General features: G+C 65.3%; 7 protein-coding genes and 1 pseudogene. 1 reads left to right on the top strand and 7 read right to left on the bottom strand.

Features of this window, described 5'->3' with window-relative positions; genetic code table 11:
* Nucleotides 1-139 precede the first annotated feature (139 nt).
* The gene (locus tag IG196_RS06420; protein ID WP_192195468.1) at nt 140-553 is read right to left on the bottom strand and encodes a hypothetical protein; all 414 of its coding nucleotides are present in this window, start codon (nt 551-553) and stop codon (nt 140-142) included.
* A 132-nt stretch (nt 554-685) separates the two neighbouring features.
* Between IG196_RS06420 and IG196_RS06415 the strand changes: the two genes are divergently transcribed.
* The gene (locus IG196_RS06415; RefSeq protein ID WP_192195467.1) at nt 686-1,546 is read left to right on the top strand and encodes a helix-turn-helix domain-containing protein; all 861 of its coding nucleotides are present in this window, start codon (nt 686-688) and stop codon (nt 1,544-1,546) included.
* Here the strand turns inward: IG196_RS06415 and IG196_RS06410 are convergent.
* The 6 genes and pseudogenes from IG196_RS06410 to IG196_RS32325 form a co-directional block, all read right to left on the bottom strand.
* Nucleotides 1,446-3,713, bottom strand: a complete 2,268-nt coding sequence (locus IG196_RS06410) for an acyl-CoA dehydrogenase (RefSeq protein ID WP_192195466.1) — start codon at nt 3,711-3,713, stop codon at nt 1,446-1,448. The two genes, IG196_RS06415 and IG196_RS06410, sit on opposite strands and share 101 nt — an antisense overlap.
* 134 nt (nt 3,714-3,847) lie before the next feature.
* The gene (locus IG196_RS06405; RefSeq protein ID WP_192195465.1) at nt 3,848-4,438 is read right to left on the bottom strand and encodes a hypothetical protein; all 591 of its coding nucleotides are present in this window, start codon (nt 4,436-4,438) and stop codon (nt 3,848-3,850) included.
* Nucleotides 4,439-4,449: 11 nt separating this feature from the next.
* The gene (locus IG196_RS06400) at nt 4,450-5,616 is read right to left on the bottom strand and encodes a DUF2827 domain-containing protein (RefSeq protein WP_192195464.1); all 1,167 of its coding nucleotides are present in this window, start codon (nt 5,614-5,616) and stop codon (nt 4,450-4,452) included.
* Nucleotides 5,613-6,764 (bottom strand): DUF2827 domain-containing protein, encoded by a 1,152-nt coding sequence (locus IG196_RS06395; RefSeq protein WP_192195463.1) that lies wholly within the window; start codon nt 6,762-6,764, stop codon nt 5,613-5,615. The genes IG196_RS06400 and IG196_RS06395 overlap by 4 nt, the downstream gene beginning before the upstream one ends.
* 95 nt (nt 6,765-6,859) lie before the next feature.
* Entirely contained in the window at nt 6,860-8,707 is a 1,848-nt protein-coding gene (locus IG196_RS32330) for a YadA family autotransporter adhesin (RefSeq protein WP_412556386.1), read from the bottom strand.
* Nucleotides 8,708-11,914: 3,207 nt separating this feature from the next.
* Nucleotides 11,915-20,401: pseudogene (locus tag IG196_RS32325) on the bottom strand (beta strand repeat-containing protein); the annotation flags it as partial.
* Nucleotides 20,402-20,532: the final 131 nt, after the last annotated feature.

The raw sequence follows: 20,532 nt of genomic DNA, 5'->3' as shown, positions 1-20,532 counted from the left end.
GGATAGCGAGGTTCAATGTCAGTCGTTGTAGTCAGTCTTCCTTGTCGGGCTCTCTCAAAACTATGGTTCTCATAGCAAAAACGCCCGCCGCACGGGGTGCGGCGGGCGTGCAGCGGACGTATGGCGGACGGTCAAGCGCTCAGGCCATCGCCATCTGCGCACCGCCCCGGGTGCGGCGCAGCCCCGTCCATTGCAGCTCGGCCAGCACGACCACGCACAGCGCCTGCGCCAGCACCCAGGCCATGCCGAGCGCGGTGACCGCGAACACGCCGCTGACCAGCAGCGCCACGCAGGCCACGGCCCAGGCGAAGTTGCCGACGACCACAAGGCCGATCAGCGTGCGCGGCGGCGTGGCGCGGCTGGCCATGAAGGCGGCGGCGGCTGCGTAGGCCAGCAGGAACACGCCGGTGCCCATAAGCAGCCAGGCCGGCAGGCCGGTCAGGCTGGCAAGAACGTCGGTGAACGCCACCTGCAGCGCGCCGGTCGCGGCGCACGAAGCGGCATCGGCCCACATCACGTTCGACAGGAAGCGGGGGGAAGCGAAAACAGACATGTGAATCTCCTGGGTGGGTACGCTGCAGGCCAGTCCTGCTGCGTTGGGGTCGATGATTCCGCCGGGCGTGGATCGCGTCGATGACCTGGGAGGTCATGGCGCGGCGCCGCCGTCGCGCCAGAATGCGGCTCCATGAACACCCCCCGCCCCCATTCGTCCAAGGCCGCCGCCGCCGGCCTTCCCGGCGCGCGTGATCCGTTCGGCGCCCACCTGCGGCACTGGCGCACCCACCGCCGCCTGAGCCAGCTCGACCTGGCGCAGGAGGCCGAGGTCTCGACCCGCCACCTGAGCTACGTGGAAACCGGCCGCGCCGCGCCCAGCCGCGAGATGGTGCTGCGCCTGGCCGAACGGCTCGACGTGCCGCTGCGCGAGCGCAACGCGCTGCTGGTGGCCGCCGGCTTCGCGCCCATGTACCGCCAGCGCTCGCTCGACGACCCCGCCATGGCCTCGGCGCGCCGCGCCATCGACCTGGTGCTGAAGGGCCACGAGCCCTTCCCCGCGCTGGCCGTGGACCGGCACTGGAACCTGGTGGCGCACAACGCGCTGGTGCCGCTGCTCATGGAAGGCTGCTCGGCCGAGTTGCTGAAGCCGCCCATCAACGTGCTGCGGCTGAGCCTGCACCCCGAGGGCGTGGCGCCGCGTATCGCGAACCTCGCGCAATGGCGCACGCACCTGCTCGAACGGCTGCAGCAGCAGATCGCCGCCACCGGCGACACCGTGCTGCAGGCGCTGCACGACGAGCTGGAGGGCTACCCGCCGCCGGCCGTGAGCCACGACGCGCCGCTGCTCGACACCGCGCTGTCGGCGGTGGCCGTGCCGTTCCAGGTGGTCATGCCGAGCGGCGTGCTGAGCTTCATCAGCACCATCACGATCTTCGGCACGCCGGTGGACGTCACGTTGCAGGAACTCGCGGTGGAGTCGTTCTTTCCGGCGGACGAGCAGACGGCGGCTGCCCTGACGGCGCTGGCTGCTGCGCAGCAGGCGCGCGGTTGAGATCGGCGACGGTGCCGTCCGCATTGCGCGCCGGCCCCTCGAAGTCGTCGACCTGGATCACCTTGTCGGCCGCCTGCAGATAAGCCAGCGCCAGCGCAGGGTCGGTGGCCGAGCGCGCGGCCTCGTCGAGCGAGCGCGTGCGGCGCAGCACCTTGTTGAGCGCGGCGGTCTCGTCACCCAGTTGCGCGCCGAGCGCCATCGCCTGCATCAGGTCGCGCAGGCCGCCCGGGCCAGGCTCGGCCAGATCGGGCACGAGACGCGCGACCACCTCCGGCCGCGTGCGCAGCAGCTCGGCCAGCGCCATCAGCTGCACATCGCGCAGCGGCGCCAGGTGTGCGGTGCGGCGCAGCACCAGCGCGCCGAGCAGGCGCCGCCCCGGCGTCGGCAGGTTGGCGTACAGGTCGCGCAGGATCTTGCCGGCCTCGTCCAGTTGCAGCCGGATCGCCGCCTGCGCAAAGGGCAGCAGCTCGGGCGCCGCATCGACGCGGAAGCGCCACACGCAGGCGCTCGCCAGGTACAGGTGGGCCAGCACGTCGCCCAGCCGCGCCGACAGCAGCTCCATGCGCTTGAGCTTGCCGCCGAGCAGCCCCATCGCCAGGTCGGCGGTGAGCGCGTACTTGGCGCTCATGCGCGCGATGAGCCGTGCTTCGGCCGCCAGCGCCTCGGGCGGATCGCCGAGCACCGGCGCACCGAAGAGGCTGTGCCACAGGTTGCGCGCCACATGCTTGCCGTGCGCGATGAGCGCCTGGCCCAGTGCCGTTTCGTCTTTGGCCTGCACCGCCGCCATTTCATCGAGCACGTGCGGGTGGCAGCGCACCGCGCCTTGGCCGAACACGATGAGCGCGCGCGTGAGGATGTTCGCGCCCTCCACCGTGATCGCGATCGGCGCCTGCCGGTAGGCCACGCCGAGCAGGTTCGACGGGCCCGAGATGATCCCCTTGCCGCCGAGGATGTCCATGCCGTGGTTGACCGCGCGCCGCCCGGCCTCGGTGAGCTGCACCTTGAGAATTGCGCTGGCCACGCTGGGCCGCTCGCCGTTGTCGAGCGCGGCGGCCGTGAAGCGGCGCGCCGCATCGGTCGCGTACAGCTGCGCCGACATCTGCGCGACCAGCCCCGCCACCGCATGGAACTTGCCCACCGGCAGGCCGAACTGCTCGCGGATCTGGCCGTAGGCGTTGCTCACGTACAGCGCGGTCTGCTGCATGGCCGAGCCCAACGCGGGCAGCGAGATGGCGCGGCCCGCGGCCAGGCATTCCATCAGCATGCGCCAGCCCTGCCCCACCTGCGGCTCGCCGCCGATGACCCAGTCCATCGGCACGAACACCTGCCGGCCGCGGATCGGGCCGTTCATGAAGGCGCTGTCCATCGGGCGGTGGCGCCGGCCAATCTCCATGCCCTCGTGCGGCACCGGAATCAGCGCGCAGGTGATGCCGAGTTCGCGATGGCCTTCGGGCCGGCTCTCGTCGATGGCATGGAACGCGAGGCCGACCACGGTGGCGACCGGCGCGAGCGTGATGTAGCGCTTGTCGAAATCGACCAGGAAGCCGCGCGTGCGCCGGCCCTGGAACTCGCACTCGACGAGCACGCCGCGATCAGGAATCGCGGCTGCGTCGGAGCCCGCATAGGGCGAGGTCAGGCCGAAGCACGGCAGCTCGCGGCCATCGGCCAGGCGCGGCAGGTAGTGGTCTTTCTGCGCGTCGGTGCCGTAGCGCAGCAGCAACTCGGCCGGCCCGAGCGAGTTGGGCACCATCACCGTCACGGCGGTCGCGACGTTGACGCTCGCGATGCGCGCCACCACCGAGGCATGTGCGAAGTGGCCGAAGCCCAGGCCGCCGAATGCCTCGGGAATGATCATTCCGAAGAAGCGCTTCTCGCGCAGGAAGCGCCACACCTCGGGCGGCAGGTCGCGCGCCTGGTCGATGGCGTGGTCGTCGAGCATGCGGCACAGCGCGGGCACTTCGTTCGACAAAAAGGCTTCTTCGCGCGCGCTGAGCTGGTTGGGGCCGGCGGCCGTCAGCGCGTCGAAATCGGGGCGCCCGGCAAAGAGCTGGCCTTCGAACCCGACCGTGCCGGCCTCGAGCGCGGCGCGCTCGGTGTCGCCCAGCGGTGGCAGGGCTTTGGAGAAAGGCTGCATCGCCCATCGGCCGATCAGGGTCGCCAGTGGCATGGGGTCTCCTTGTGCCGCACCGGAGCGCGCGGCGTCCGTCCATTCTTGGGCGGATGCGGCCCGCGCCGGGGCCGGTCAAGGGCGTTCGCGCGTGTCGGAGATGGGCCCGCGCAAGCCCTTGAATCAGGCCCGGATCAGCGGCGCTTGGGCGCCTGCCCGGCCGGCGCGGCGGCCGGCATCGGCGCATTCGGATCGCGCCAGCCGTACTCGACGTAGCGGCGGATCACGAGGCAGCCCGGCGGCGAATCGATCAGCGAGACCGACGAGGTCGGCTCCTTGTCGTCGGTGTAGACCGTGTAGATCGGCAGCAGCGGCGTGCGCTTGTAGTTCTTCAGTTCCTGCTCGGCCACGCTGGCGCAGGTGAAAGGCGCGACCGAGATGCGCTCGGCCGCCACGGTGCAGGCACCGCTGTCGTCAGGAATCGCGGTGATCGACGCGGCCACGCCCGCGTTCGGGTACTGGATGCCGACCAGCGAGAACACCGGGCCGGCGTCGGGGCGCTTGCGGTCCCAGTCGAGCAGCACGTCGTGCGCGCGGCTGCCCTGCACGGTGAGCGAGGCCAGTCGCGTGATGGCGGGCAGGCAGCGCTGGATGCCGACGCTGGCGGCGGCGCGCGTGAGCGTGTCTTGCGGCGCCGCGGGCGGGGCCAGCACGCCTTGCGCGAGCGCGCTGCCGGCCATCGCGAGCGCCCAGGCTGCAGCGGTGAATCGGGCAAGGACGTTCATCGGTGTCGCCTTCACGCGTAGAGGCTCTCGATGGCCGCGGAGTAGAGGCGCACGTTCTCCTCGCCTTCCGGGTCGAGCTTCGCGATGAGTGCGCGGGCGCGTTCGCGGTAGGCCGGCAGGTTGGCGTCGTGCTCGGCGAACGCGCGCCGCAGCGCCTGCCCGCCCTCCTCGCAGTCGAAGCCGTGGTAGCGGTAGCCGCAGTCGCCGATCAGGTGCGAGTTGTGGATGAGCGGCCAGCCGCCGTACAGCGCCTCGTAATAAAGGTAGTTCTGCGCGTTCTCCCAGTGGTGCGCAAAGACCGCGTCGATCGCGCCCGGCAGCACCTGGTACAGCGGAAAGCGCCCTTCGAAAGTCGCCAGGCCGTGCCGCACGAGGTCGAGGCTCTGGGCGAAGGCGACGAAGTTCGGCTTGTCCTTCAGGTGGAAGCTGTTGTAGACCCACATCTTCTCGATGAGGCGCGGCTGCGCGCGGTGCGCCGACTCGCAGCCCAGCATCGGGATGAAGCTGGTCTTCACCATGCAGATGTTGGGCTCGAAGATGGCGACGCGCCACTGCTTGCGGCCCGGCTCGTAGGCGAAGCGCTTGCCGTCGGTGCCGCGCGCCATCGCCTTCTCGACCACCATCGGGCTCCACAGGTGCGGCATGAGCTTGGTGGGCGCGCGGAAGGTGCTCGCGAAGTACGGCTTGCAGGAGGTTTCGTACTCGGGCAGCGTCCACACCTCGTCGTACGGCGCACCGCTGACCAGCATGCCGTGCGGCTTGTTGAAGATCATCCGTTCGATGTCGATCACGTAGTCGTTGCCCACGCGCATCGAAACGATCTTGCCGCCGCGTTCACGAAACGCCACCGACCAGTCGCGCCCCAGCTGCGCACTCATCTCGATCATGAGGTCGAGCTCGTGCGCGGCGGTGGCCATGTCGATGATCGGCACCGGCGAATCGGCGAGGAAGTTGGTCGCATCAGCCGGGCCGCCGTCGCCGCCGCCGGCCACCAGCACCGTGCGCTCGACGCAGGGCGAACGCAGCAGCAGCATCACGAGGAACAGGCAGTTCTGGTAGACGCCGTTCTCCCACAGGCTCTGCTCGCCCTTGCGGATGAAGATGGAGACGCCGACCTTCAGGCGGGTCGGTGAAGCGGCTGCGCGCGGACCTGCGGTGTGGTTCTGCACGTCGCTCATACCGCCACCTTCGCGTTGCCGGCACGGAACGCCGGGTCGCCGCCGACCAGGTGCAGCAACCGCTGCGCGTAGCCGTCGATGTTGGCGGGGTGCATCGGATCGATCGCGTCGAACACGCGCTGGCTGCGCGCGCGGTAGTCGTCGAGCTGCGTGTCGTGGCCGCGCACGGCGGCGGCGAGTTGCTCGGCACCGACGGCGATGTCGAAGTCGGGGTAGTAATAGCCGGCGTCGCGCAGCCAGGGCGAGTTGTGCACCAGCGGGTAGTTGCCGTACAGCGCGTCGAGGTAGCTGTAGTTCTGGTCGTTCTGCCACTGGTGCGACACCACCGCGTCGGCGTGCTGCACCATGAAGCCCGCGAAGTCGTGCCGCCCGTGGAAGGTGGCCTTGTGCTGGCGCACGAGGTCCAGCGAGTTCGCCAGGTAGAGCATCGTCGGATGGTCTTTCAGGTGCAGCGTGTTGAGCACGTGCATCGCCGCGACGTGCTCCGGGTTGGCGCGGCAGGCCTCGTCGGTGATCAGCATCGGGATGCTGCACGACTTCACGACCGAGATGTTCGGCTCGAAGATCGCCACCCGAAAACCCGGTTGTTCCGCCGTGCGCGGCTGGTAGCCGAAGCGGAAGCCCTGCGCCTGCACCTCGTCGACGCGCTGCGCCAGGAACTGCGGCGACCAGAGGTACGGCACCTCGTGCACCGGGCAGCGGTGCAGCGTGCGCATCATCGGCGCAAAGCCCGCGTCCTTGGGCAGCAGCCAGATCTCGTCGCAGCGGTCGGTGGCGCCGAAGTGCCCCTTGTCGGCAAAGACGATCGGCTCGGCCAGCGCCACGAAGGGCTGCCCCACGCCGTGGAAGGCCACGCGCCCGCCGCAGGCGCGGAAGTACGACAGCCACTGCAGGTCGAGGGCGCCCGCCATTTCGATGACCACGTCGAGCGCGTCGGTCAGCTCGCGGGCGCGGCCCAGCGTGAGCCCCATGCCAGACAGGTCGACCTGCGGCGGCATGGCGTGCTGGTCGCCCGCGTCGATGAGCGTGACGGACTCGACGAATTCGATGCGTTGCAGCAGCCGGGCCAGGAACAGGACGTTCTGTCCCATGCCGTTTTCCCAGATGTTCTGCCCCGCGTGGGAGAGGACTGAAATACCGATGCGCATGGCCGAAGTGTGTACCAAAAAACAAGGGCTCCCGCGCACTGGGCGCGGGAGCCACCGGGGCCGGGCGTCAGCCTGGCGCTTGCTCGCTCAGCGACTTACTTCCACTTCCAGCCGATACCCGCGTTCACGCCCCACTCCTTGCCGGTGGAGGTCAGGCCCGCACCCCAGGACATCTTGCCGTCGTCCGACAGGGCCTTGAAGGTCAGCGCCACGGCGCTGTAGCCCTGGTACGAGCCCAGGCCGACGCCGATCGTCTTCTCGCCAGGGTACAGCGTGGGCAGGTAGGTGCCCGACATCGCGAAGGCCATCGCCGTGCCCGAGTAGGCGATGCGCGCCACGTCGCCCACCTGCTTTTGCACCTGCTGCAACTGCCCCAGGTTGACCGCATCGCCCGGCAGCACGCCTGGCGCCACGTTGCTGATGCGCGTGCCGCCTGCCGCTTCGCCGGCGCCCAGCGTGATCTGGTTGTAGTTCACCGACCCGTCGGGGTTGGTGGCGTACTGCACGCTGCCGGCCTTCGAGGCCGCCGAGGCTGCCTTCAGCTGCGCCACGTTGGTCGCGTCGCTGTCGGCCGTGCCGGCTGCCACCCCCGTGATCTGGCGGAACTGGCCGTTGGCCGCATCGCCCACCGACACCGCGCCCTGCGTGCTGGTCGTCGCCCGGATGGCCGCGGCCTGCTCCGCGTTCGCGCTGCCCGGCACGTAGCCGACCATGCCCGCCGCCGTCGAGGCCACCGAGTTCGCACCCAGCGCCACGCCGCCGGTCTGCTGCACCACCGCGCCGAAGCCGATGGCCGTGCCTTGCGAGATGTTCTGTGCCTTGCTCAGCGGCGTGCCGCCGGCATCGGCCCGGTCGCCCAGGGCCACACCGCCGCCGCCCGCGCGGGAGTTGGCACCGATCGCCTGCGAACCGGTAGCCAGCGCCCCCGTGCCGATGGCGATCGCGTTGGTGCCCGTGGCCTGCGCCCCGAAGCCCACCGCCACCGCGCCGTCGGCCGTGGCCTTCGCGCCGTTGCCGGCGGCGAAGGAGTTGGCGCCGCTGGCTTCGGTACGCGGCCCGATCGCCACCGCTTCCTGGCCGCTGGCAATGGAGTCGGTGTTGGTCGAGTTGGCGTGGAAGTACTTCGTGCCCTTGTCGTTGATCGTGTTGACCGTCGTGCTCAGGCTGCTGATGCTGCTCGTGGCCGTGCTCAGGCCGGTCGACGTCGAGGTCGACAGGCTGGCCAGGCCGCTGGCCGCACCACCCACGCTGGTAGACAGGCTGTCCAGGTTGCTGTTGGTGGTGCTCAGGCCGGTGGACAGGCTGCTGACGTTGCTGTTGGTCGTGCTCAGGCCGGTCGACAGGCTGCTCACGTTGCTGTTCGTCGTGCTCAGGCCGGTCGACAGGCTGCCGACGTTGCTGTTGGTGGTGCTCAGGCCCGTCGACAGGCTGCTGACGTTGCTGTTGGTCGTGCTCAGGCCCGTCGACAGGCTGTCGACGTTGCTGTTGGTCGTGCTCAGGCCGGTCGACAGGCTGCTCACGTTGCTGTTCGTCGTGCTCAAGCCGGTGGACAAGCTGCCGACATTGCTGTTGGTCGTGCTCAGGCCGGTGGACAAGCTGCCGACGCTGCTGGTGACCGTGCTCAGGCCCGACGACAGGCTGCTCACGTTGCTGTTCGTCGTGCTCAGGCCGGTCGAGAGGCTGGAGATGCCGCTGTTGGCGGTGCTCAAGCCACTGGACAGGCTGCCGATGCCGCTGTTCGCCGTGCTCAGGCCGCTCGACGTGGACGTCGACAGGCTGCTCACGTTGCTGTTCGTCGTGCTCAGGCCCGTCGACAGGCTGAAGATGCCGCTGGTGGCGGTGCTCAGGCCCGACGAGAACGAGGTCGAGAGGCTGCTGACGTTGCTGTTGGTCGAGCTCAGGCCGGTCGACAGGCTGTCGATGCTGCTGGTCGTGGTGCTCAAGCCCGACGAGGTCGAGGTGGAGAGGCTGTCGACGTTGCTGTTGGTGGTGCTCAGGCCGGTCGACAGGCTGCCGACATTGCTGTTGGTGGTGCTGAGACCAGTCGACAGGCTGGAGATGCCACTGGTTGCAGAACTCAGACCGGTGGACAGGCTGCCCACGTTGCTGTTGGTGGTGCTCAGGCCCGTCGACAGACTAGAAATACCACTGGTCGCGGTGCTCAGGCCGGTCGACAAGCTATCGATGCTGCTCGTGGTCGTGCTCAACCCGGTCGACGTAGACGTCGACAAGCTGCTCACATTGCCATTCGTCGTGCTGAGACCAGTCGACAAGCTGGAGATGCCACTGGTGGCAGAGCTCAGCCCCGTCGACAGGCTGCTCACGTTGCTGTTCGTGGTGCTCAAGCCGGTGGACAGGCTCGAGATACCGCTGGTCGCCGTGCTCAGGCCGGACGACGTGGACGTCGACAAGCTGCTGACGTTGCTGTTCGTGGTGCTGAGACCAGTCGACAGGCTGGAGATGCCACTGGTGGCGGTGCTCAGACCAGTCGACAGGCTGCCGACATTGCTATTGGTGGTGCTGAGACCAGTCGACAGACTGGAGATACCGCTGGTTGCAGAGCTTAGACCGGTGGACAGGCTGCCCACGTTGCTGTTGGTGGTGCTCAGGCCCGTCGACAGACTGGAAATACCACTGGTCGCGGTGCTCAAGCCGGTCGACAAGCTATCGATGCTGCTCGTGGTCGTGCTCAACCCGGTCGACGTGGACGTCGACAGGCTGCTCACGTTGCTGTTCGTCGTGCTCAAACCCGTGGACAGGCTGGAGATGCCGCTGGTTGCGGTGCTCAGGCCAGTGGACAGGCTGGAGATGCCGCTGGTGGCAGTGCTCAGGCCACTCGAAGTAGACGTCGACAGACTGTCGATGCTGCTCGTGGCTGTGCTCAGACCCGACGACGTGGAAGTCGACAGACTGCTGACGTTGCTGTTGGTGGTGCTCAGGCCAGTGGACAAGCTGGAGATGCCACTGGTGGCGGTGCTCAGACCTGACGACGTGGAAGTCGACAGACTGCTGACGTTGCTGTTGGTGGTGCTCAGGCCAGTGGACAAGCTGGAGATGCCGCTGGTGGCGGTGCTCAGACCACTCGAAGTAGATGTCGACAGGCTGTCCAGGCTGCTGTTGGTGGTGCTCAGGCCCGTGGACAGGCTCGAGATCCCACTGGTCGCAGTGCTCAGACCGGAGGACGTGGACGTCGACAGGCTGCTCACGTTGCTGTTCGTGGTGCTCAAGCCCGTGGACAGACTCGAGATCCCACTGGTCGCCGTGCTCAGGCCACTCGAAGTGGACGTCGACAGGCTGTCGATGCTTCTCGTCGCCGTGCTCAGACCTGACGACGTGGAAGTCGAGAGACTGCTGACGTTACTGTTGGTCGTGCTCAAGCCCGTGGACAGGCTGGAGATCCCGCTGGTAGCCGTGCTCAGACCGGACGACGTCGAAGTCGACAGGCTGCTGACATTGCTATTCGTGGTGCTCAGGCCGGTGGACAAGCTCGAGATACCGCTGGTCGCGGTGCTCAACCCACTCGATGTGGATGTCGACAGGCTGTCGATGCTGCTCGTGGCTGTACTCAGACCCGACGACGTCGAGGTCGACAAGCTGCTCACATTGCTGTTCGTGGTGCTCAGGCCAGTCGACAGGCTGGAGATACCGCTAGTCGCCGTGCTCAGGCCGCTCGACGTAGACGTCGACAAACTGTCGATGCTGCTCGTGGCCGTGCTCAAGCCGGACGACGTGGACGTCGACAGGCTGCTCACGTTGCTGTTCGTGGTGCTCAAGCCCGTGGACAGGCTCGAGATTCCACTGGTCGCAGTGCTCAGGCCACTCGACGTAGACGTCGACAAGCTATCGATGCTGCTCGTAGCGGTGCTCAGACCCGACGACGTCGAGGTCGAGAGACTGCTGACGTTGCTGTTGGTCGTGCTCAGGCCCGTGGACAGGCTGGAGATACCGCTCGTTGCAGTGCTCAGGCCGGATGAGGTTGACGTCGACAAGCTGTCGATACTGCTCGTCGCCGTGCTCAAACCAGACGACGTAGAAGTCGAGAGACTGCTGACATTACTGTTGGTCGTGCTCAAACCCGTGGACAAGCTGGAGATCCCGCTGGTAGCCGTGCTGAGGCCAGACGATGTCGAGGTCGACAGACTGTCGATACTGCTCGTAGCCGTGCTCAGACCGGACGACGTCGAAGTCGACAGGCTGCTGACATTGCTATTCGTGGTGCTCAGGCCGGTGGACAAGCTCGAGATACCGCTGGTCGTGGTGCTCAACCCACTCGATGTGGATGTCGACAGGCTGTCGATGCTGCTCGTGGCTGTACTCAGACCCGACGACGTCGAGGTCGACAAGCTGCTCACATTGCTGTTCGTGGTGCTCAGGCCAGTCGACAGGCTGGAGATACCGCTAGTCGCCGTGCTCAGGCCGCTCGACGTAGACGTCGACAAACTGTCGATGCTGCTTGTGGCCGTGCTCAAGCCCGACGACGTCGAGGTCGACAAGCTGCTGACGTTGCTATTGGTGGTGCTCAGTCCAGTCGACAGGCTGGAAATGCCGCTGGTGGCGGTGCTCAAGCCGGACGACGTGGACGTCGAGAGACTGTCCAGGTTGCTGTTGGTGGTGCTCAGTCCCGTCGACAGGCTGGAGATTCCGCTGGTTGCGGTACTGAGGCCGCTCGACGTCGAGGTCGACAGGCTGCTGACGTTGCTGTTGGTGGTGCTCAGGCCCGTGGACAGGCTCGAGATATTACTGGTGGCAGTGCTCAGGCCGGACGACGTCGACGTCGACAGGCTGTCAATGCTGCTCGCGGCCGTGCTCAAACCCGACGACGTGGAAGTCGACAGGCTGTTGACGTTGCTGTTGGTGGTGCTCAGGCCGGTCGACAGGCTGGAGATACCACTGGTCGCCGTGCTCAGACCGCTCGAAGTAGACGTCGACAAGCTGTCGATGCTGCTCGTGGCCGTGCTCAGACCCGACGAAGTCGAGGTCGACAGGCTGCTCACATTGCTGTTGGTCGTGCTCAGGCCCGTGGACAGACTCGAGATGCCGCTGGTCGCAGTGCTCAGACCCGAAGAAGTCGAGGTCGACAAGCTGCTCACATTGCTGTTCGTGGTGCTCAGGCCCGTGGAAAGGCTGGAGATACCACTCGTTGCGGTGCTCAGACCAGACGAGGTCGACGTCGACAGGCTATCGATGCTGCTCGTGGCCGTGCTCAGACCCGACGACGTAGAAGTCGACAAGCTGCTGACGTTGCTGTTGGTCGTGCTCAGACCGGTAGACAAGCTCGAGATACCGCTGGTCGCGGTGCTCAGTCCCGAGGACGTAGAGGTCGAGAGACTATCGATGTTGCTTGTAGCCGTGCTCAGAGCCGAGGACGTCGAGGTCGACAAGCTGCTCACATTGCTGTTCGTGGTGCTGAGACCCGTGGACAGACTGGAGATGCCACTGGTCGCAGTGCTCAGACCGCTCGACGTAGACGTCGACAAACTGTCGATGCTGCTTGTGGCCGTGCTCAGACCCGAGGACGTAGAAGTCGACAGGCTGCTGACATTGCTGTTCGTGGTGCTGAGACCCGTGGACAGACTGGAGATGCCACTGGTCGCAGTGCTCAGCCCACTCGAAGTAGACGTCGACAAGCTATCGATGCTGCTCGTGGCGGTGCTCAGGCCAGACGACGTCGAGGTCGAGAGGCTGCTGACATTGCTGTTCGTGGTGCTCAGGCCGGTGGACAAGCTGGAGATGCCGCTGGTCGCGGTGCTCAGACCACTCGAAGTAGAGGTCGACAAGCTATCGATGCTGCTCGTAGCGGTGCTCAGGCCAGACGACGTGGAGGTCGACAGACTATCGATGCTGCTCGTGGCTGTACTCAGGCCCGAAGACGTCGAAGTCGACAGGCTACTGACGTTGCTGTTCGTCGTGCTCAGTCCGGTGGACAGGCTGGAGATACCGCTGGTCGCGGTGCTCAGACCGGACGAGGTGGACGTCGACAGACTGTCGATGCTGCTGGTAGCCGTACTCAGACCCGAGGACGTGGACGTCGACAGGCTACTCACGTTGCTGTTCGTGGTGCTCAGACCAGTCGAGAGGCTGGAGATACCGCTGGTCGCCGTGCTCAAGCCCGATGACGTGGACGTCGACAGGCTGTCCAGGTTGCTGTTGGTCGAGCTCAGGCCGGTAGACAGGCTGGAGATGCCACTGGTAGCAGTGCTCAGACCAGTGGACAGGCTGGAGATGCCGCTGGTCGCGGTGCTCAAACCGGATGACGTCGATGTCGAAAGACTGTCGATGCTGCTCGTGGCGGTGCTCAGACCCGACGACGTGGAAGTAGACAGGCTGGAGATGCCGCTGGTCGCAGTGCTCAGGCCCGACGACGTCGAAGTCGACAGGCTGCTCACATTGCTGTTCGTGGTGCTCAGACCGGTCGACAGGCTCGAGATACCGCTGGTCGCCGTGCTCAGGCCGCTCGAAGTGGACGTCGACAGACTGTCGATGCTGCTCGTGGCAGTGCTCAGACCCGATGACGTCGAAGTCGACAAGCTGCTGACGTTGCTGTTGGTCGTGCTCAGGCCAGTAGACAGGCTCGAGATGCCGCTGGTCGCGGTGCTCAGACCAGACGAGGTCGACGTCGACAGGCTATCGATGCTGCTCGTGGCCGTGCTCAGACCCGACGACGTGGAAGTCGACAAGCTGCTGACGTTGCTGTTGGTCGTGCTCAAGCCAGTCGACAGACTCGAGATGCCACTGGTCGCCGTGCTCAGACCAGACGAGGTCGACGTCGACAGGCTATCGATGCTGCTCGTGGCCGTGCTCAGACCCGACGACGTGGAAGTCGACAAGCTGCTGACGTTGCTGTTGGTCGTGCTCAAGCCAGTCGACAGACTCGAGATGCCACTGGTCGCCGTGCTCAGGCCGCTCGATGTAGACGTCGACAAGCTGTCAATGCTGCTCGTAGCCGTGCTCAGACCCGACGACGTGGAAGTCGACAAGCTGCTCACATTGCTGTTGGTCGTGCTCAGGCCGGTAGACAAGCTCGAGATGCCGCTGGTCGCGGTGCTCAGGCCAGACGAGGTCGACGTCGAAAGACTGTCGATGCTGCTCGTAGCAGTGCTCAGACCCGACGACGTAGAAGTCGACAGGCTACTGACGTTGCTGTTCGTCGTGCTCAGGCCGGTCGACAGGCTGGAGATACCACTGGTCGCAGTGCTCAGACCGCTCGAAGTAGACGTCGACAAACTGTCGATGCTGCTCGTGGCCGTGCTGAGACCGGACGATGTCGAGGTCGACAGGCTGCTGACGTTGCTGTTCGTCGTGCTCAGTCCGGTAGACAGACTGCCGATGTCGGTCGAGAGACCGTCGATGCGGCTATTGGTCGTGCTCAGACCCGACGACGTCGAGGTCGACAGGCTGCTCACATTGCTGTTGGTCGTGCTCAAGCCGGTGGACAGACTGGAGATGCCACTGGTCGCCGTGCTCAGACCGCTCGAAGTCGACGTCGACAAGCTGTCGATGCTGCTTGTAGCCGTGCTCAACCCGGACGACGTCGAGGTCGAAAGACTATTGACGTTGCTGTTCGTGGTGCTCAGACCAGTGGACAGGCTCGAGATGCCGCTGGTCGCGGTGCTCAGGCCGCTCGAGGTAGACGTCGACAGACTGTCGATGTTGCTCGTGGCTGTGCTCAAACCCGACGACGTCGAGGTCGACAGGCTGCTCACGTTGCTGTTCGTCGTGCTCAGGCCGGTGGACAAACTAGAGATACCACTGGCCGCAGTGCTCAGGCCGCTCGAGGTAGACGTCGACAGACTGTCAATGCTGCTCGTAGCTGTGCTCAGACCCGACGACGTCGAAGTCGACAGGCTACTGACGTTGCTGTTCGTCGTGCTCAGTCCGGTGGACAGGCTGGAGATACCGCTGGTCGCGGTGCTCAGACCGGACGAGGTGGACGTCGACAGACTGTCGATGCTGCTGGTAGCCGTACTCAGACCCGAGGACGTGGACGTCGACAGGCTACTCACGTTGCTGTTCGTGGTGCTCAGACCAGTCGAGAGGCTGGAGATACCGCTGGTCGCCGTGCTCAAGCCCGATGACGTGGACGTCGACAGGCTGTCCAGGTTGCTGTTGGTCGAGCTCAGGCCGGTAGACAGGCTGGAGATGCCACTGGTAGCAGTGCTCAGACCAGTGGACAGGCTGGAGATGCCGCTGGTCGCGGTGCTCAAACCGGATGACGTCGATGTCGAAAGACTGTCGATGCTGCTCGTGGCGGTGCTCAGACCCGACGACGTGGAAGTAGACAGGCTGGAGATGCCGCTGGTCGCAGTGCTCAGGCCCGACGACGTCGAAGTCGACAGGCTGCTCACATTGCTGTTCGTGGTGCTCAGACCGGTCGACAGGCTCGAGATACCGCTGGTCGCCGTGCTCAGGCCGCTCGAAGTGGACGTCGACAGACTGTCGATGCTGCTCGTGGCGGTGCTCAGACCCGACGACGTGGAAGTAGACAGGCTCGAGATACCGCTGGTCGCCGTGCTCAGGCCGCTCGAAGTGGACGTCGACAGACTGTCGATGCTGCTCGTGGCAGTGCTCAGACCCGATGACGTCGAAGTCGACAAGCTGCTGACGTTGCTGTTGGTCGTGCTCAGGCCAGTAGACAGGCTCGAGATGCCGCTGGTCGCGGTGCTCAACCCGGACGACGTAGAAGTCGACAGACTATCGATGCTGCTCGTAGCCGTGCTCAAGCCCGACGAGGTAGAAGTCGAGAGGCTGCTGACGTTGCTGTTCGTCGTGCTCAGGCCAGTAGACAGGCTCGAGATGCCGCTGGTCGCGGTGCTCAGGCCGCTCGAAGTGGACGTCGACAGGCTGTCGATGTTGCTCGTGGCCGTGCTCAAACCGCTCGACGTCGAGGTCGACAGGCTGCTGACGTTGCTGTTCGTGGTGCTCAAACCCGTGGACAGGCTGGAGATACCGCTGGTCGCCGTGCTCAGGCCGCTCGAAGTGGACGTCGACAGGCTGTCGATGTTGCTCGTGGCGGTACTCAGACCCGACGATGTCGAAGTCGACAGACTTTCGATGCTGCTCGTGGCCGTACTCAACCCCGACGACGTCGAGGTCGAAAGGCTGCTCACATTGCTGTTCGTCGTGCTCAAGCCAGTGGACAGGCTGGAGATGCCGCTGGTCGCCGTGCTCAGACCCGACGACGTCGAGGTCGACAGGCTGCTGACATTGCTGTTCGTGGTGCTCAGGCCAGTCGAAAGACTGGAGATGCCGCTGGTGGCAGTGCTTAGCCCGGAAGACGTCGATGTCGAAAGACTATCGATGCTGCTCGTGGCCGTGCTCAGGCCCGACGACGTCGAGGTCGACAGGCTGCTGACATTGCTGTTGGCCGTGCTCAGGCCAGTCGACAGGCTGGAGATGCCACTGGTCGCCGTGCTCAAGCCGCTCGAAGTAGAAGTCGACAAGCTGTCGATGCTGCTCGTGGCCGTGCTCAGACCAGACGACGTCGAAGTCGAAAGACTTCCCACATTGCTGTTGGTGGTGCTCAGCCCAGAGGACGTGGATGTCGAGAGGCTGCTGACGCTGCTGTTCGTCGTGCTCAGGCCAGTGGACAGGCTCGAGATTCCACTGGTCGCCGTGCTCAGACCGCTCGAAGTAGACGTCGACAAGCTATCGATGCTGCTCGTAGCCGTGCTCAGGCCGCTCGACGTGGAAGTCGACAGGCTGCTGACGTTGCTGTTGGTCGTGCTCAGGCCTGTGGACAGGCTCGAGATCCCGCTGGTCGCGGTGCTCAGACCGCTCGACGTAGACGTCGACAGACTGTCGATGCTGCTCGTAGCCGTGCTCAAGCCGGACGACGTGGACGTCGACAGACTGCTCACGTTGCTGTTCGTGGTGCTCAGGCCCGTGGACAGGCTCGAGATCCCGCTGGTCGCGGTGCTCAGACCGCTCGACGTAGACGTCGACAGGCTGTCGATGCTGCTCGTGGCCGTACTCAAACCCGACGACGTCGAGGTCGAGAGGCTGCTGACGTTGCTGTTCGTCGTGCTCAGGCCAGTCGACAGGCTGGAGATGCCACTGGTCGCCGTGCTCAGACCGCTCGACGTGGACGTCGACAGGCTGTCGACTCGGCTATTGGTCGTGCTCAGACCCGACGACGTCGAAGTCGACAAGCTGCTCACGTTGCTGTTCGTCGTGCTCAATCCGGTGGACAGGCTCGAGATACCGCTGGTCGCGGTGCTCAGGCCAGACGAGGTCGACGTCGACAGACTGCTCACATTGCTGTTCGTCGTGCTCAGACCGGTGGACAGACTCGAAATACCACTGGTCGCCGTGCTCAGGCCCGATGACGTGGACGTCGACAGGCTGCTGACATTGCTGTTGGTGGTGCTCAGGCCAGTCGACAGGCTAGAGATTCCGCTGGTCGCGGTGCTCAGACCCGACGACGTCGACGTCGACAGGCTGCTCACATTGCTGTTGGTCGTGCTCAGGCCTGACGACGTGGACGTCGAAAGGCTATCGATACGGCTGTTGGTCGTACTCAAGCCGCTCGACGTCGAAGTCGAAAGACTGGAAATTCCGCTTGTGGCCGTGCTCAGACCCGACGACGTAGAGGTCGACAGGCTGCTCACGTTGCTATTCGTGGTGCTTAGGCCGGTGGACAAGCTCGAGATGCCGCTCGTGGCCGTGCTCAGGCCCGAGGACGCCGAGGTCGAAAGACTGCTGACATTGCTGTTCGTGGTGCTCAGACCGGTCGACAGACTGGAGATGCCGCTGTTCGCTGTGCTCAGACCCGACGACGTCGAGGTCGAGAGACTGCTGACGTTACTGTTCGTCGTGCTCAAGCCAGTAGACAGGCTGGAGATTCCGCTGGTGGCGGTGCTCAATCCGCTCGAGGTGGAGGTCGACAAGCTGCCGACGTTGCTGTTCGTCGTGCTGAGGCCAGTCGACAGGCTGGAGATGCCACTGGTCGCCGTGCTCAAACCGGACGAAGTCGAGCTCGACAGGCTGTCCAGGTTGCTGTTTGTCGTGCTCAGCCCCGTAGACAAGCCGTCGATGCGGCTGTTGGTCGTACTCAAACCACTCGACGTCGAGGTCGACAGGCTGGAGATGCCGCTGGTTGCCGTACTCAGGCCGGACGAAGTCGAAGTCGACAGGCTGCTGACGTTGCTGTTGGACGTGCTCAAGCCGGTGGACAGGCTCGAGATACCACTGCTCGCCGTACTCAGACCGCTCGACGTCGAGGTCGAGAGGCTGGACACATTGCTGTTTGTCGTGCTCAGGCCTGTCGACAAGCTGGAGATGCCGCTGGTAGCCGTGCTCAAACCCGACGACGTGGAAGTCGACAGGCTGCTGACATTGCTGTTCGTTGTGCTCAGGCCGGTGGACAGGCTCGATATACCGCTCGTGGCGGTGCTCAGACCGCTCGACGTCGACGTCGACAGGCTGTCGATGCGGCTGTTGGTCGTGCTGAGGCCGGTCGACGTGGACGTCGACAGACTGCCCACGTTGCTGTTCGTGGTGCTCAAGCCCGTGGACAGGCTCGAGATACCGCTGGTGGCTGTACTGAGGCCCGACGACGTCGAGGTCGACAGGCTGCTGACGTTGCTGTTCGTGGTGCTCAGGCCAGTGGACAGGCTGGAGATGCCACTGGTCGCCGTGCTCAAGCCGCTCGACGTGGACGTCGACAGGCTGCTGACGTTGCTATTGGTGGTGCTCAGCCCCGTGGACAGGCTCGAAATGCCACTGGTCGCCGTGCTCAACCCGCTCGAAGTCGACGTCGAGAGACTGTCAATGCGGCTGCTGCTGGTGCTCAGGCCAGACGACGTGGACGTCGACAGGCTGCTCACGTTGCTGTTCGTGGTGCTCAGACCTGTGGACAGGCTCGAGATGCCGCTGGTTGCCGTGCTCAGGCCGCTCGAGGTGGAGGTCGAAAGACTGCTGACGTTGCTGTTGGTCGTGCTCAGGCCCGACGATGTGGACGTCGACAAGCTGCCGACGTTGCTGTTCGTAGTGCTTAGTCCCGTGGACAGGCTCGAGATACCGCTCGTGGCCGTGCTCAAACCGGACGACGTCGAAGTCGACAGGCTGTTGATGCGACTGCTTGCCGTGCTCAGACCCGACGATGTGGAGGTCGACAGACTGCCGACGTTGCTGTTCGTCGTGCTCAGGCCGGTCGACAGGCTGGAAATGCCGCTGGTCGCCGTGCTCAACCCGCTCGAAGTCGACGTCGAGAGACTGTCGATACGGCTGCTGCTGGTGCTCAGGCCAGACGACGTGGACGTCGACAGACTGCTCACGTTGCTATTCGTGGTGCTCAGGCCAGTGGACAGGCTGGAGATGCCACTGGTCGCCGTGCTCAGACCCGACGACGTTGACGTCGAAAGGCTGCTCACGTTGCTGTTCGTGGTGCTCAGCCCCGTGGACAGGCTCGAAATTCCGCTCGTGGCCGTACTCAAGCCGGACGACGTTGATGTCGAGAGGCTGTCGATGCGACTGTTGGTCGTGCTCAGACCCGACGATGCGGACGTCGAAAGACTGCTGACATTGCTGTTGGTGGTGCTCAAGCCCGCAGACAGGCTGGAGATACCGCTCGTGGCCGTGCTCAGACCCGAAGACGTCGAAGTCGACAGGCTGTTGATGCGGCTGCTTGCCGTGCTCAGACCCGAAGAGGTAGACGTCGACAGGCTGCCGACGTTGCTGTTCGTAGTGCTCAGGCCGGTGGAAAGGCTCGATATGCCGCTGGAGGCTGTGCTCAGCCCTGAAGACGTCGACGTCGACAGGCTGCTGATGCTGCTGTTGGTCGTGCTCAGCGTCGAAAACAACTGACTGCCGTTGATGGCATCCGTGCTGGCCGCGGTGATCCGTCCTGCCGCGACGTTGGCAATCTGACGCTCGTTGTTGAGCGAGCCCACACTGACCACGCCAATGGGCGCAGCGCCGGCGAAACCCGAGTAGGTCACCGAGCCGATCGTCGCGCTGGACGTCGCAGTTGCAGTGCTGGCAATCGCATTGGCACCGATGGCAATCGCGTTGGCTGAAATCGCCTGCGCGTTCAAGCCCAATGCCATCGCGCCGGCAACGTTGGCCTTGGCTCCCGTGCCCATGGCGAACGCGTCAGAGGCCGTGGCCTGAGCGTTGGCGCCCATGGCTACGGCACCAGACGTACCTGTATTCGTTGTGGCGCCCGCCCCGAAAGCCAGGGAATTGGTGCCAGCCGCGACCGCGGCACTGGTGGCGTCGCCGCCAAGCGCGACAGCCCCGGACCCTGTCGCCTGAGCTGCTGCACCGATGGCGACGGCATACGTATTGGTGGCGCGGGAGCCACCGGCTGTGCCGCCCAGGCCACCGAACGCCACCGCCCCAATTCCCGTGGCTTGCGCGCCTGAACCCACCGCGAGGGCGCCGGCACCGTTCGCCGACGTGGCCGTCGCGCCGGCATTGCCCCCGATGGCAATGGCGTTGGTCCCCGTGGCGTTGGAGCGATCTCCGATGGCTATGCCTGAGGCCGATCCAGTCGCATTCGCGCCCCATCCAATGGCAACAGCGGCATCCTGCGGTGCCTGGGCGTTGTATCCAAGGGCGACGCCGCCACTGACCGCGTTGGCCTGTTGCCCGATGGCAATGGCGTGGGTGCCGTTGGCAAGCGCAGATTGCCCCATCGCGACAGCCCCTGTGCCAAAGGCGTTGGCACTGCCGCCTATGGCGACGCCACCGGTTGCTTTCGCGTTTTGTCCTATCGCGACAGCCCCGTTGCCCGATGCAGTGGCCCGGTCACCATTAGCGTTACTGC

This window comes from Variovorax sp. 38R (genome assembly GCF_014843395.1).
Classification (GTDB): domain Bacteria; phylum Pseudomonadota; class Gammaproteobacteria; order Burkholderiales; family Burkholderiaceae_C; genus Variovorax; species Variovorax paradoxus_H.
Note: the sequence above shows the minus strand (reverse complement) of the source record. Positions and strands in the feature narration are given on the sequence as shown.